The sequence below is a fragment of the Agrococcus sp. UYP33 genome (assembly GCF_054060915.1).
The window spans coordinates 591,175-603,507 of record NZ_JBSSDR010000001.1 but is presented as its reverse complement, the minus strand read 5'-3'; the positions used below and the strand labels follow the sequence as shown (position 1 = coordinate 603,507).

14 protein-coding genes, 3 tRNA genes and 1 pseudogene are annotated in these 12,333 nt (G+C 72.5%); 12 read left to right on the top strand and 6 right to left on the bottom strand.

Annotated features, from left to right (window positions below):
• Window positions 1-7 precede the first annotated feature (7 nt).
• The 7 genes from ACVWW9_RS02875 (at window position 8) to ACVWW9_RS02845 (ending at window position 3,998) form a co-directional block, all read left to right on the top strand.
• Window positions 8-79, top strand: a tRNA-Thr gene (locus ACVWW9_RS02875).
• Between the two features lie 38 nt (window positions 80-117).
• Window positions 118-191, top strand: a tRNA-Met gene (locus ACVWW9_RS02870).
• Window positions 192-340: 149 nt separating this feature from the next.
• On the top strand, window positions 341-1,342 hold the full coding sequence (locus tag ACVWW9_RS02865; protein WP_456514297.1) for a homocysteine S-methyltransferase family protein: 1,002 nt from the start codon (window positions 341-343) through the stop codon (window positions 1,340-1,342).
• A 9-nt stretch (window positions 1,343-1,351) separates the two neighbouring features.
• Window positions 1,352-1,795 (top strand): FAS1-like dehydratase domain-containing protein, encoded by a 444-nt coding sequence (locus tag ACVWW9_RS02860; protein ID WP_456514296.1) that lies wholly within the window; start codon window positions 1,352-1,354, stop codon window positions 1,793-1,795.
• Window positions 1,796-1,812: 17 nt separating this feature from the next.
• A complete protein-coding gene (locus ACVWW9_RS02855) occupies window positions 1,813-2,235 on the top strand; it encodes a MaoC/PaaZ C-terminal domain-containing protein (protein WP_354258714.1) in 423 nt (140 codons plus the stop codon).
• Window positions 2,232-3,377: a UDP-N-acetylmuramate dehydrogenase gene (locus ACVWW9_RS02850; RefSeq protein ID WP_456514295.1), complete on the top strand. Its 1,146-nt coding sequence runs from the start codon at window positions 2,232-2,234 to the stop codon at window positions 3,375-3,377. Before ACVWW9_RS02855 ends, ACVWW9_RS02850 begins: the two co-directional genes overlap by 4 nt.
• Before the next feature lie 171 nt (window positions 3,378-3,548).
• The gene (locus tag ACVWW9_RS02845; RefSeq protein ID WP_456514294.1) at window positions 3,549-3,998 is read left to right on the top strand and encodes an SRPBCC domain-containing protein; all 450 of its coding nucleotides are present in this window, start codon (window positions 3,549-3,551) and stop codon (window positions 3,996-3,998) included.
• Here ACVWW9_RS02845 and ACVWW9_RS02840 read toward each other — a convergent pair whose 3' ends face one another.
• The 6 genes from ACVWW9_RS02840 to ACVWW9_RS02815 all read right to left on the bottom strand — a co-directional run bounded on the left by ACVWW9_RS02840 (window position 3,999) and on the right by ACVWW9_RS02815 (window position 9,668).
• Window positions 3,999-4,613, bottom strand: coding sequence for a response regulator (locus ACVWW9_RS02840; protein WP_456514293.1), 615 nt, complete (start codon window positions 4,611-4,613; stop codon window positions 3,999-4,001). It abuts the gene before it with no gap.
• Window positions 4,610-5,743, bottom strand: coding sequence for a sensor histidine kinase (locus ACVWW9_RS02835; protein WP_456514292.1), 1,134 nt, complete (start codon window positions 5,741-5,743; stop codon window positions 4,610-4,612). The genes ACVWW9_RS02840 and ACVWW9_RS02835 overlap by 4 nt, the downstream gene beginning before the upstream one ends.
• Before the next feature lie 34 nt (window positions 5,744-5,777).
• On the bottom strand, window positions 5,778-6,653 hold the full coding sequence (locus tag ACVWW9_RS02830; protein ID WP_456514291.1) for an ABC transporter permease: 876 nt from the start codon (window positions 6,651-6,653) through the stop codon (window positions 5,778-5,780).
• Entirely contained in the window at window positions 6,650-7,504 is an 855-nt protein-coding gene (locus tag ACVWW9_RS02825; RefSeq protein WP_456514290.1) for an ABC transporter ATP-binding protein, read from the bottom strand. Before ACVWW9_RS02825 ends, ACVWW9_RS02830 begins: the two co-directional genes overlap by 4 nt.
• 70 nt (window positions 7,505-7,574) lie before the next feature.
• A complete protein-coding gene (locus tag ACVWW9_RS02820; protein WP_456514289.1) occupies window positions 7,575-8,471 on the bottom strand; it encodes an alpha/beta hydrolase in 897 nt (298 codons plus the stop codon).
• A gap of 3 nt (window positions 8,472-8,474) precedes the next feature.
• Complete coding sequence (locus ACVWW9_RS02815) at window positions 8,475-9,668, bottom strand: pyridoxal phosphate-dependent aminotransferase (RefSeq protein ID WP_456514288.1); 1,194 nt, start codon at window positions 9,666-9,668, stop codon at window positions 8,475-8,477.
• 189 nt (window positions 9,669-9,857) lie between these two features.
• On the opposite strand from ACVWW9_RS02815, the gene ACVWW9_RS02810 reads away from it, so the two are divergent.
• From ACVWW9_RS02810 to rplA, 5 genes and pseudogenes are all read left to right on the top strand, one after another.
• Window positions 9,858-9,930, top strand: a tRNA-Trp gene (locus ACVWW9_RS02810).
• A gap of 131 nt (window positions 9,931-10,061) precedes the next feature.
• Window positions 10,062-10,268 carry a preprotein translocase subunit SecE gene (gene secE, locus ACVWW9_RS02805; protein ID WP_245989992.1) on the top strand — a complete coding sequence of 69 codons (207 nt, stop codon included), beginning with the start codon at window positions 10,062-10,064 and terminating at the stop codon, window positions 10,266-10,268.
• 120 nt (window positions 10,269-10,388) lie between these two features.
• Window positions 10,389-10,994: pseudogene (gene nusG, locus ACVWW9_RS02800) on the top strand (transcription termination/antitermination protein NusG); the annotation flags it as partial.
• 75 nt (window positions 10,995-11,069) lie between these two features.
• The gene (rplK, locus tag ACVWW9_RS02795) at window positions 11,070-11,501 is read left to right on the top strand and encodes a 50S ribosomal protein L11 (protein WP_123696209.1); all 432 of its coding nucleotides are present in this window, start codon (window positions 11,070-11,072) and stop codon (window positions 11,499-11,501) included.
• A gap of 80 nt (window positions 11,502-11,581) precedes the next feature.
• On the top strand, window positions 11,582-12,271 hold the full coding sequence (gene rplA, locus ACVWW9_RS02790; RefSeq protein ID WP_354258725.1) for a 50S ribosomal protein L1: 690 nt from the start codon (window positions 11,582-11,584) through the stop codon (window positions 12,269-12,271).
• Window positions 12,272-12,333 lie beyond the last annotated feature (62 nt).

Genomic DNA, 12,333 nt, shown 5'->3' with positions numbered 1-12,333 from the left:
CGGCTTCGCCCCGATAGCTCAGCGGTAGAGCACTTCCATGGTAAGGAAGGGGTCGCGAGTTCAATCCTCGCTCGGGGCTCGCGTTCGCTTGATGCTTCGTGCTTGGGTGGGCGTTCTGGCGGGGTAGCTCAGTTGGTGAGAGCGCACGACTCATAATCGTGAGGTCGCGGGTTCGAACCCCGCCCTCGCTACCGCCACGAAGGGGATCGGATGCGTCCGGTCCCCTTCGGTATGTCGGCAGCAGGGCGCAGATCGGGGCATGGACCGACAGCGCCGCCGCGAGTAACCTGCGGCCGGGCAGACCGCCCGGCCTGCCGCTGCGCTCGGCGGAAGGACGACGATGTCCAGCCTGATCCCCAGGGCGGGATCGCCCTCGCTCACGGAGAAGCCCTCCACCCACCACCACGTCGTGCCGCATCGCCGCACGGGACGCTGGCCGTCGCCCGAGCATCCGTTCGTCACCGACGGCGGGCTCGAGACCGACCTCATCTTCCGCCACGGGATCGACCTGCCGCACTTCGCCGCCTACCCGCTGCTGCGCAGCGAGCAGGGCAGGGCGACGCTCGCGGCGTACTTCGGCGAGTACGCGGCGATCGCCGCGGCCGTCGGCGCCGGTCTGGTGCTCGAGACGGCGACGTGGCGGGCGAACCCCGACTGGGGTGCGAGGCTCGGCGACGGGCGCCGGGCGCTCTACGACGTCAACGTGCTGGCGGTGCGCCACCTGCAGCACCTGCGCGAGTCGTACGTCGACCTCGACGCGGTGCTCATCAGCGGCGCGATCGGTCCGCGTGCCGACGCGTACGCCGATGTCCCGCCCGTCGACCCGGACGACGCGAGGACGTATCACGAGGCGCAGGTCGACGCCTTCGCGGAGGGCGGGGTCGACCTCGTCACCGCGTTCACGCTCAGCGACCCCGGCGAGGCGATCGGCATCGCCCGCGCCGCCTACTTCCACGGGCTGCCCGCGGTGATCGGCTTCACGGTCGAGACCGACGGACGGCTGCGCGGCGGCATGACCCTCCGCGAGGCGGTCGAGCTCGTCGATCGGGAGACCGACACCGTGCACTTCATGGTCAACTGCGCGCATCCGCAGCACGTGCTGCTCGCGCTCGACGGAGGGTCGTGGCGCGAGCGCATCGCCGCTGTGCGCTACAACGCGTCGACGAGGAGCCACGCGGAGCTCGACGCCGCGACGACGCTCGACGCCGGCGACATCGGCGAGCTGGGGCGCGCTCACGAGCGGGTGCGGACGCTGCTGCCGTCGCTGTCGGTGGTGGGCGGATGCTGCGGCACCGACAGCCGCCACGTCGCCGCCCTCTGGGAGGCGCGCGCCACTGCCTAGACTGGCTGCGTGCCAGTGAACCCCGAGATCCAGGGCAGGCAGTACCCGCCCACGGCCCCGTACCTCGTCGGGCGAGAGAAGGTCCGCGAGTTCGCCCGCGCGGTGCAGGCGACGCACCCCGAGCACCTCGACGTGGACGCCGCGCGCGCCGCCGGCCATGCCGACGTGATCGCGCCGCCCACCTTCCCGATCGTCATCCAGGAGCTCACGCTCCGGCAGCTGCTCGAGGACGAGACCGCCGGCGTCGACTTCACCCGCGTGGTGCACGGCGACCAGCGCTTCAGCGCGACGCGGCCGATCGTCGCTGGCGACGAGCTCACGGCGCAGCTGACCGTGACCAGCGTGAAGTCGCTCGGCGGCAACGACATGGTGACGAGCGAGAGCGTCATCACGGATGCGGACGGCGAGCACGTGGTCACGGCCACGTCGACGCTCGTGGTGCGGGCCGCCTGATGGAGGGGACGACGCCGATGACCGGCACGCAGCAGCTCGGCGAGCTCGAGGTCGGGCAGGTGGTCGCGGAGCGCGACCTCGCGCTCACGCGCGACTCGCTCGTCCGGTACGCCGGTGCCTCTGGCGACTTCAACCCCATCCACTACCGCGACGACGTCGCCGAGTCCGTCGGCCTGCCGGGCGTGCTGGCCCACGGCATGCTCACGATGGGCGCCGCCGTGCAGCCCGTCGTCGACTGGGCCGGCCCCGCGCGCATCCTCGACTACCAGGTGCGCTTCACGCGGCCCGTGGTCGTCGATCCCCAGACGGGCGCGGCGCTGCACGTGGTGGCGAAGGTCGCGCGCGTCGACGAGGGCAGCGCCCGCATCGACCTCACGGTCACCGTCGGCGAGCAGACCGTGCTCGGCAAGGCGCAGGTCGTCGTGGCGACCGACCGATGACCGCGTCGCGCAGGCTCGCCGACGCCACGACCATGCGCGTCGGCGGCGAGGTCGGCCGCTGGATCGAGGCGGGCACGCGCGACGAGGTCATCGCGGCCTACAGCGAGATCGTGGCGGACGGCGGCGACCACCTGCTGCTCGGCGGCGGCTCGAACACGGTCGCGTCGGACGAGCCCTATGACGGCACCGTCCTGCACATCACCACGCGCGGCATCCGCATGCTCCCCGCGGCGGAGCGGCCGCATCGGCCCGCCGGCGAGGACGCGCCCGTCGACGACGCCGTCGTGCTGCGCGTGGAGGCCGGGGAGTCGTGGGATGCGCTCGTCGCGCTCGCGGTCGAGCAGGGCCTGACGGGCATCGAGGCCCTCAGCGGCGTGCCTGGCTCGGTCGGCGCCTCACCCGTGCAGAACATCGGCGCCTACGGCCAGGAGCTGTCGTCGACGCTGCAGGGCATCGAGCTGCTGGATGCCGAGACGCTCGAGGTGCGGTCGGTGCCGGCCTCCGAGCTGCGGCTCGGCTATCGCGACTCGGCGATCAAGCGGGGCGTGCTGCGCGGCGTCGTGCTGTCGGTCGACCTGAAACTGCGCCGCTCGCCCGACGGTCGCAGCCAGCCGATCGCGTACCAGCAGCTCGCCTCGGCGCTCGGGGTCGAGCTCGGCACGCGCGTGCCGCTCGAGGACGTGCGCGCATCGGTGCTCGCGCTGCGCGGCTCGAAGGGCATGGTGCTGTCGGACGACCCCGATTCGGTGAGCGCCGGCTCGTTCTTCACCAATCCGATCGTCTCCGCGCGCTTCGCCGCGGCGCTGCCGAAGGACGTGCCGAGCTGGTCGACGTCGCCCGCGCCCCAGGCGACGGTGCTGCCGCTCGACGCCGACACGGCGGTGCCGTCGCTCGAGCGACCGGTGCCGCAGGTGAAGCTGTCGGCCGCGTGGCTCATCGAGCACGCGGGCATCGGACGCGGCTTCTCGCTGCCGGGCTCGCACGCCGCCATCTCCGACAAGCACACCCTCGCCCTCACCAACCGCGGCGGCGCGACGGGCGAGGAGATCGCCGAGCTCGCGCGCTTCGTGCAGGCGCGCGTCGAGAACCAGTTCGGCGTGCACCTCGCGCCGGAGCCCGTGCTCGTCGGCCTGACGCTCTAGCCCGACCGCGCGTCCGATCGGGCGGAGCCGCGCGCCGAGCGCGAGGAGCGGCTCGCGGCCGCGTCAGCCCGATCGAGCGCACATCGGATGGCGGCGCCCCGTCCGCGGCGAGTGGCGCCACGATTGCTCCCCGCGTCGGGCCGTGGCAGAGTCGATGCTCAGGGGACAGCCATGGATCAGCACGAGCCGGACGACACCTCGCCGATCGAGCACGAGCTCGAGGTGGCGGTGAGCCGGACGCGCGCCTGGGACGCCTACGTGCACGGCCTCAGCGAGTGGTGGCACCCCGGCTGGACCGCGACGGGATCGGGGCTCGATCGCATCGAGGTCGAGCAGCGCGACGGCCTGCGCATCGTCGAGCACGGGCGCGACGGCCGCGAGGTCGTCTGGGGCGAGGTCATCGAGACGATCCCGGGCGAGCGCTTCGGGCACACCTTCCGCCTCACCCACGAGGGCGACGCGACCACGGTGCTCGTCACCTTCACCGACCTGCCGCACGGCGGCACCCGCGTCCACCTCACGCACTCCGGCTGGAACGACTCCAACCAGGGCGGCCGCGAGCTGCACGCCGGCTGGCCGAAGCTGCTCGAGCGCTACCGGGCCTACGCCCAGCACGTCTAGCTAGACGAGACCCCGCTCGATCGCTACCGCGACGGCCGCCGTGCGGTCGCGCACGCCGAGCTTGGCGAAGATCGACTGCAGGTGCGTCTTCACCGTGGCTTCGCCGATGAACAGCTGGCGTCCGATCGCGGCGTTCGTCGCTCCGCGCTTCATGAGCGCGAGCACCTGCTGCTCGCGCGCCGACAGCGGCGCCGCGGCCGGGCGCTGCCGACCGGCGAGCGCCCTGGCGACGGAGGGCGCCATCGCGCGCTCGCCGCGAGCGACCGCCCGGACGGCGGCGAAGATCTCGAGCGGCGGCGACGCCTTCAGCAGGTAGCCGGTCGCGCCGGCCTCGGTCGCGGCCAGGATGTCGGCGTCGCTCTCGTAGGTGGTCAGCACGAGCACCCGCGTCGCCGGCAGCGCTGCGAGGATGCGCCGGGTCGCCTCCGCGCCGCCGACGCCCGGCATGCGCAGGTCGGTGAGCACGACGTCCGGGCGGCGCTCGAGCGCGACGGCGACGAGCGCAGCGCCGTCGGCCGCCTCGCCGACGACCTCGATGCCGCTCGCCTCGGCGAGCAGCGCGACGAGCCCGCCCCGCACGACCGGGTGGTCGTCGGCGACGACGACGCGGATCACGCGGCGCTCCCGGCGAGCCGCGCGGTGACCGTGGTGCCCGCCGCGCTCGAGGCGATGTCGAGGCTGCCGCCGGCGAGCGCCATCCGCTCGTCGAGGCCGTGGAGGCCGAGACCGCGGGTGATGGATGCGCGATCGAAGCCGCGCCCGTCGTCGCGGACGACGAGCCGGGACCCCGTCGCATCCGCGGCGAGCACCACCTCGACGCGCGTCGCGGCGGCGTGCTTGCGGACGTTGGCGAGCGCCTCCTGCGCCGTGCGCAGCAGCGCGACCTCGGCGTCGACCGGCAGCTCCAGCCGCTCGGCCGAGACGCTGACGGCCACCCCCGTCTCGGCCTCGAACCGGGCGCCGAGGCGCTCGAGCGCGACCGGCAGTCCGTCGCCGAGCCCGACGCCGGCCGTGGCCGCGACGAGGCCGCGCACCTCGGCGAGCGACCGCTGCGCCATCTCCTCGATCGTGCGCAGCGTCGCGGCATCCGGCTCGGTGCGCTGCGCGAGCATCGCGATGGCGGTGAGGTCCTGCGCGATCGTGTCGTGCAGGTCGCGGGCGATGCGGCTGCGCTCGGCGGCCGTCGCCTGCTCACCGCTCAGCCGCGCGACCGCCGCCTGCGCCCGCTCGAGCTCGGCGATCAGCCGATCGCGCTCCTCGGTGGCGCGGGCGAGCCCCGCGATCCACAGGCCGATGACCATGCTGAAGGCGAAGCTCAGCGCCTGCGTGACGGTGAGGAGCAGCACGGAGCGCTCGTCCACGCTGAACGCGGCGAGCACCGCGCCGAACAGCCCGACGTTCGCGATCACCGCGCGCCGCACGCTCGGGCCCGAGGAGACCCACAGGAGCGGCGCGGCGAGCGCCTGCGCGGCGCCCAGCGGACCGTAGGCCAGCGCCGCGATGGCGGTGCAGAGGATCACCACGACCTGGAAGGCGGTGCTCGCGCGGTCGAGCCGCGCCGCCCTGCGGCCGAGCAGGAGCCAGGCGACGCCGATCGCGACAGGACCGGCGGCGCCGAGCGCGATGGCGAGCGGGCTGCCGGCGAAGCACGCGACGCCGATCAGCACGACGACGCCGATGCCGACGAAGGCATCCCACATCCGCGGGTCCTCCGTCGGCGGCCGGCGCATTGCGACCTCGGTCATCGTTGGGGCCTCTCCGCCGCCGGCTCCGCGCCGGTCAGGCGCGCTTGATCCAGCGGAACGTCATCGCTGCGACCACGGTACCGACGACCGCCCAGATGCCGAGCGCGATCGCGACGGTCTGCAGGTCCCAGACCTGGCCGACCTCGAGGTGACGGGCGACGTCGGGCAGCAGCGCCGCGCGCATCCCGTGCCCGACCCAGGCGAGCGGCAGCAGGTTCGCGACCGCCTGCAGCCAGTCGGGGAGGATGGTGAACGGCAGGTAGATGCCCGAGACGAACTGCAGCACGAGCGCGATCGGGATGATGACGGCGGAGGCCGAGGCGGCGGTGCGGGGGATCTGCGCGACCGCGACGCCCAGCACGGCGAAGCAGACGAGCGCGGCGAAGAACACCCACGCGAGCGTGAGCCAGCGCCCCGGCTCGGTCGGCAGCTCGAGCCCGAAGACGGTCGTCGCGACGGTGAGCAGCAGCGCCGCCTGCACGAGCGACGTGAGCAGCAGCTGCCCGACCTTGCCGAGGAAGTACGACAGCACCGGCAGCGGCGTCGCCGCGAGCCGCTGCAGCGTGCCGTCGGCGCGCTCGGTCGCGATCTCGATGCCGAGGTTCTGCACGCCCGACAGGAAGACCCCGGCGGCGAGCATCGCCGGCAGGTAGCTGTGGGGCTGCGTCACCTCCTCGCCGCCCATCGCGATGAGGGGCGGCACCGCGCTGAAGGCGCTCGCGAAGATCGAGAACAGCAGCACCGGGAACAGGAACGTGAAGACGAGCGCGTCGCTGAGACGGAGGTACTGCAGCAGCTCGACGCGCACGCGGTCGGCGGCGCACCGCAGCGTGTGCCCGGGGCGGATGTGCCGCCGTGCGGCCTGCGGGATGGGGGCGACGCCAGCCGAGCCGGTGGTGATGGCGGTCATGCTGCGGCCTCCTCGGCCTCGACGGTGCTGATCATGGACAGGTAGACGTCCTCGAGCGAGGGGCGCACCACCTCGAGGTCGGTCGGCTCGCCGCGCAGCGCGCGCACGACCGAGGCCGGCTCGCTCGTGCGCACCTCGTGGCGGCCGGAGGCGTCCGACCACCGCACGAGCGGCGTGCGCGCCGCGGCGCCGCCGATCCGCCCGATCTCGTCGAGCGCGAGCAGCCGGCCACCCGCGATGATGCCCGCCCGATCGGCGAGCTGCTCCGCCTCGTCGAGGTAGTGGGTCGTGAGCAGGATGGTGGTGCCGTCGGCGGCGACGCCGCGGATGAGGTCCCAGAACGCGCGCCGCGCCTGCGGGTCGAAGCCGGTGGTGGGCTCGTCGAGGAACAGCACCTCCGGCCTCCCGATGATGCCGAGCGCGACGTCGACGCGGCGCTGCTGGCCGCCGGAGAGCTTGCTCACGCGCCGCCTGGCGTGCTCGGCGAGCCCCACCGCCGCGATCGTCTCGTCGACGTCCCGCGTGGAGGGGAAGACGCGCGAGAAGTGCGTGAGGATCTCGCGCACCGTGAGCGCGCCGGCCTGGCCGGACGACTGCAGCACGACGCCGATGCGGCTGCGCCAGTCGCGGTCCCCGCGCTGCGGGTCGATGCCGAGCACGCGGGCGGTGCCGCTCGTCGGGGTGCGGAACCCCTCGAGCATCTCGGCGGTCGTGGACTTGCCCGCCCCGTTCGGGCCGAGCAGGGCGAAGGTCTCGCCGCGGGCGATCTCGAACGAGACGTCGTCCACGACGGTGCGACGGCCGTAGCGCTTGGTGAGGCCGTCGACGACGACGGCGGGGTGCTGGTGCATGCTCCCAGGCTGGCGCGGCTGCGCGGGCACGGCATCCACCGATCGGTGGGCTCTGCAGCCCTCGCCGCGGTCAGATCCGGGCTCGGAGCCAGTCCTGCGCCGCGCGCCGGTAGCGCTCCGCGAGCGCCGACCGCGCTGCGATCGCCAGCAGCCCGTGCGGCGCACCCGGCACCACCAGCAGCTCGACGTCGACCCTGGCGGCGCGCAGCCGCTCGGCGTACGCGACGTCCTCGTCGTGGAAGAGGTCGATCGAGCCGACGCCGATCCAGGCCGGCGGCAGTCCGACGAGGTCCGCGCGGCGCGCGGGCACGGCATGGGCGGGCACCGTCGGCGCGCCCGGCTCCTGGCCCAGCAGCGAGCGCCAGCCCAGGCGGTTCTCGCGGTTGTCCCAGACGAAGTGCGCCTCGTCGTCGCGCGTCGCGTCCGCGGCCGTGCGGTCGTCGAGCATCGGGCAGTCGAGCAGCTGCGCGATCGGCTGCGGTCCTCCCTCGTCGAGCAGCCGCTGGGCGAGCCCCGCGGCGAGGCCGGCGCCGGCGCTCTGGCCGCCGAGCGCGATCCGCGAATCACCGCGGGCGATGAGCCCGGCGAAGACGCGCGCGCAGTCGTCGAGCGGCGCCGGGAACGGATGCTCGGGCGCGAGCCGGTAGTCGACGCTCACGACCCGGATGCCGAGGCGGGCGGCGGTCTCGGAGCAGAAGTGGTCGTCCGTCGGCGGCGCACCGATGAGCATCCCGCCGCCGTGGATCCACAGCAGCACGGCGTCGCTGCGCAGCTCAGGCGGCGCGTAGGTGCGCACGCGCACGCCGCCGATGCGGGCGCGGCCGATGCGCACGCCCGGCTCCCGCGGCCAGCGCATGAGCCGGGGCGCGATCCTGCCAATCGCGCGGCCGACCCGACGCTCGAGCGGGACGCCGCCGAGCCTCGCGACGGCATCGCGCAGCTCGGGCGCGACCCGCTCGAGCTCCACCGGCTACGCGGCGAAGAGGCGCTGGAGCCGCTGGACGCCCTCGAGCAGCGCGTCGTCGCCGAGCGCGTACGAGAAGCGCAGGTAGCCCGAGGGGCCGAAGGCCTCGCCCGGCACGGCGGCCACGTCGGCCTGCTCGAGCATCAGGTCGGCGAGCTCGAGGCTCGACGAGGGCGTGACGCCGCCCCACGTCCGGCCGAGCAGCCCGGCGACGTCCGCGTAGACGTAGAAGGCGCCCTTCGGCGTCGGCACGGTGATGCCGTCGATCTGCGAGAGCTCGGCGACGATCGTCTGCCGACGGCGGTCGAACGCCGCGAGCATCTCGCCGACCGCGTCCTGCGGGCCGGTGAGCGCCTCGAGCGCCCCGCGCTGGGCGACGTTGTTCACGTTGCTCGTCAGGTGCGACTGCAGGTTCGCGGCGGCCTTGATGACGTCCGCGGGGCCGACCATCCAGCCGACGCGCCAGCCGGTCATCGCGTAGGTCTTCGCGACGCCGTTCACGAGGATGGTGCGGTCGGCGAGGGCGGGCACGGCCTCCGTCACCGAGACGGCGCGCTCGCCGTCGTAGACGAGGTTCTGGTAGATCTCGTCGCTCACGACCCACAGGCCGTTCGCCTCCGCCCACTCGGCGATCTCGCGCACGCGGTCGGCCGGGTAGACGGCGCCCGTCGGGTTCGACGGGCTCACCATGAGCAGCGCCTTCGTGCGGTCGGTGCGGGCGGCCTCGAGCTGGTCGACGGTGACGAGGTAGCCCTGCTCGGCGCCGGCGAAGACGTCGACCTGCCGCGCACCCGTGAGCGCGATCGCCTCGGGGTAGGTGGTCCAGTACGGCGTCGGCACGAGCACCTCGTCGCCCGGGTCGAGGATCGTCTGGAACGCCTGGTACACCGACTGCTTGCCGCCGTTCGTGACGAGCACCTGGCTGGGCTCGACCTCCAGGCCCGAGTCGCGCCGCGTCTTCGCGGTGATCGCCTCGCGCAGCTCCGGCAGGCCGGCCGCGGGCGTGTAGCGGTAGTTCTTCGGGTCGGCGAGCGCGCGCTGCGCGGCCTCGACGATGTTCTGCGGGGTGGCGAAGTCCGGCTCGCCCGCGGCGTAGGAGATGACGTCGCGGCCGGCGGCCTTGAGCGCCTTGGCCTTCGCGTCGACCTTGAGGGTCGCGGACTCGTTGATGGCGGCGATGCGGGCGGCGATGCGGTTCACGGCGCCCAGCCTAGGCGGCACCGCGTGTCGCCGCCCGGATCTCTCGGATCGAGCCGGCGGTGGCGCGCCGTCAAGTGGACAGGGGATGCCGACCCGTCGTAGACTCTCTCCTTGGTGGTTGACAACCGCCATGCTGTCGTATGCCCTGCACGGGCGATCATGTTCGACGCCATGGCACTCCACCCGCCCAGGGCGGTGGCTCAATTGGTAGAGCAGCGGTCTCCAAAACCGCAGGTTGCAGGTTCGAGTCCTGTCCGCCCTGCTCGAGGCGCCCGTGAGGGCGCCTGACGGGCCTGGCACCCGCCGGGCCGAACAAACCGAAGGGTCACCGTGGCTGAGAACGCGATCGAGGAGGCACCCCGCACGCGCGAGGGTGCGTCTCGCAACCCGTTCATGCGCCTGTGGACCTTCCTCAAGGAAGTCCTGGTCGAGCTGCGCAAGGTCGTCACCCCGACCCGCAAGGAGCTGATCCGGTACACGCTCGTCGTGCTCGTGTTCGTCGTCTTCATGATGCTGCTGGTGTCTGGCCTCGACCTCCTGTTCGGCTCGTTCGTGGGCTGGATGTTCGGCGACCTGCCGATGTTCGGCCTCGCCGGCTGAGCCCGATCCAGGACCTGAAGGAGAAGGTGGACTGTGTCTGACGTCAACGACCTCGACATCGAGCTGAACAAGGCGCTCGACGACCTCGTGCCTGCCGACGAGAAGCCGGCCGAGCCCGAGACCGACCCGTACGACGACTTCAAGCGCGAGATGCGCCTGAAGCCCGGCCGCTGGTACGTCATCCACTCGTACGCCGGCTACGAGAAGAAGGTCAAGGCGAACATCGCCTCCCGTGCCGAGAACATGCAGGTCGACGGCATCTACGAGATCCAGGTCCCGACCGAGGACGTGCTCGAGACGAAGAACGGCCAGGCCAAGCGCGTCAACCGCGTGCGCGTCCCCGGCTACGTGCTCGTCCGCATGGAGCTCGACGAGGACACCTGGTCGGTCGTCCGGCACACGCCCGGCGTGACCGGCTTCGTGGGCAACGCCCACAACCCCGCGCCGCTGCGCTTCGACGAGGCCTTCACGATGCTGAAGCCGATCGCCGACGAGCAGCTCGCCGAGCAGCAGAAGTCTGCGCCGTCGCAGCAGCCCACGCAGCTCGCGGTCGAGGTCGACTTCGAGGTCGGCGAGACCATCACCATCACCGAGGGCTCGTTCGCGGGCTTCCCGGGCACGATCAGCGAGATCCAGCCGGCGAGCCGCAAGCTCACCGTGCTCGTCAGCCTGTTCGAGCGCGAGACCCCTGTCGAGCTCGGCTTCGGACAGGTCAGCAAGCTCTAGCCCCCACAGGGGACTGGATGCGGTCCCGGGCGCTCACCGCTGCCCGCGATCGCGACACACCAAGAAGGAAGAGACATGGCACCCAAGAAGAAGGTCACGGGTCTGATCAAGCTGCAGATCCAGGCCGGCGCCGCGAACCCGGCGCCCCCGATCGGACCGGCGCTCGGTCAGCACGGCGTCAACATCATGGAGTTCTGCAAGGCGTACAACGCCGCGACGGAGAACCAGCGCGGCAACGTCATCCCGGTCGAGATCACGGTCTACGAGGACCGCTCGTTCGACTTCATCCTCAAGACCCCGCCGGCCGCAGAGCTCATCAAGAAGGCCGCAGGCGTCAAGAAGGGCTCCGGCGTCCCGCACACGACGAAGGTCGGCAAGCTCACGTCGGCGCAGATCACCGAGATCGCCGAGCAGAAGATGGCCGACCTCAACGCGAACGACATCGAGGGCGCGAAGAAGATCGTCGCCGGCACCGCCCGCTCCATGGGCATCACCGTCGAGGGCTGACCTCGACTCCCGAGCCGCACGGCTCACCAGTGGGAGCGCCTGCCAGGCGCGCACCACGAACTCTGATCTAGGAGATCCACATGGCACAGAAGTCCAAGGCCTACAAGGCCGCAGCGGCGAAGATCGACGCTGACAAGTCCTACACGGCCGCCGAGGCCGTCGCGGTCGCTCGCGAGACCGGCTCGACGAAGACGGACTCCACCGTCGAGGTCGCGCTGAAGCTCGGCGTCGACCCCCGCAAGGCTGACCAGATGGTCCGCGGTACCGTTTCTCTTCCTCACGGCACCGGCAAGACCGCTCGCGTCATCGTCTTCGCGCAGGGCCCGGCCGCTGAGGCCGCCATCGCCGCCGGCGCCGACGAGGTCGGCTCCGACGAGCTCATCGAGAAGGTGGCCGCAGGCTGGACCAACTTCGACGCCGCCGTCGCGAGCCCCGAGCTCATGGGCAAGGTCGGTCGTCTCGGCAAGGTGCTCGGCCCGCGCGGCCTGATGCCGAACCCGAAGACCGGCACCGTCACCCCGAACGTCGCGCAGGCCGTGACGGACATCAAGGGCGGCCGCATCGAGTTCCGCGTCGACAAGCACGCCAACGTGCACTTCATCGTCGGCAAGGCCTCGTTCTCGGCAGAGCAGCTCAGCGACAACATCCAGGCCGCGCTCGACGAGATCGTCCGCCTGAAGCCGTCGTCGTCGAAGGGCCGCTACGTGCAGAAGGCGACCGTCTCGACCACGTTCGGTCCGGGTGTGCCGGTGGACGTCACCACCATCTGACGATCCCGCGTTCCAGGAGAGCCCCGCTTCGGCGGGGCTCTCCTGCGTTTGGGGGACGGTGC